General features: G+C 48.5%; 1 protein-coding gene. It reads left to right on the forward strand.

Features of this window, described 5'->3' with window-relative positions; genetic code table 11:
- Positions 1-852: PDZ domain-containing protein (locus R7Z49_RS23885; RefSeq protein ID WP_318112207.1), on the forward strand; the 852-nt coding region annotated here is incomplete at its 5' end.
- Positions 853-918: the final 66 nt, after the last annotated feature.

Below are 918 nucleotides of genomic sequence, written 5' to 3' on the forward strand. Positions count from 1 at the left end.
AACCCATTTGGCCTCGGCCAAACCGTCACCTCGGGTATCGTTTCTGCACTGGGTCGTAGTGGTTTAAACGTGGAGAACTTCGAAAACTTCATCCAAACCGATGCCGCAATCAATAGTGGTAACTCTGGCGGAGCATTGGTGAACCTTAACGGTGAGCTGATCGGTATTAATACCGCCATTTTGGGACCAAATGGCGGCAACGTCGGGATTGGTTTTGCGATCCCATCGAACATGATGAGAAACCTCACTGAGCAGATTTTAGAATTTGGTGAAGTAAAACGTGGCATGTTGGGCGTTCAAGGTGGTGAAGTGACCTCTGAGCTGGCAGAAGCACTGGGTTACGAGTCAAGTAAAGGGGCATTCATTAGCCAAGTCGTGCCCGATAGCGCAGCGGACAAAGCGGGTCTAAAAGCCGGTGATGTGGTTGTCTCAGTGAACGGTAAGTCAATCGACACTTTCTCTGAGTTGCGCGCTAAAGTCGCCACATTAGGAGCGGGTAAGAAGATCACGCTAGGCGTTATTCGTGATGGTAAGAGCAAGTCGTTTGACGTGACTCTTGGCGAGTCCACCAACATGAAAGCCAAAGCGGAAACGTTGCATGAAGGCCTAAAAGGAGCAGAGTTAAGTAACACTACACCGAGTGATGCCATCCAAGGGGTAAAAGTCTCCAGTGTTGCAGAGAATTCACCTGCCGCGCAATACCAGCTAAAACAAGGTGACATCATTATTGGCGTCAATCGTCAACGAGTGAAAAACCTTGCGGAGCTTCGCTCTATTGTTGATAAACACAAAGGTGTGCTTGCACTAAATATCCAACGCGGGGAACGCACTATCTACTTGGTGATTCGATAGTCTCTAGCCTCTAAAATCAGGGCAAAACCAGACGATTAATCCATCACTCTTGGTGATGAAGCTCGA

It is taken from the genome of Vibrio sp. 1562 (assembly GCF_033340155.1).
Classification (GTDB): domain Bacteria; phylum Pseudomonadota; class Gammaproteobacteria; order Enterobacterales; family Vibrionaceae; genus Vibrio; species Vibrio alginolyticus.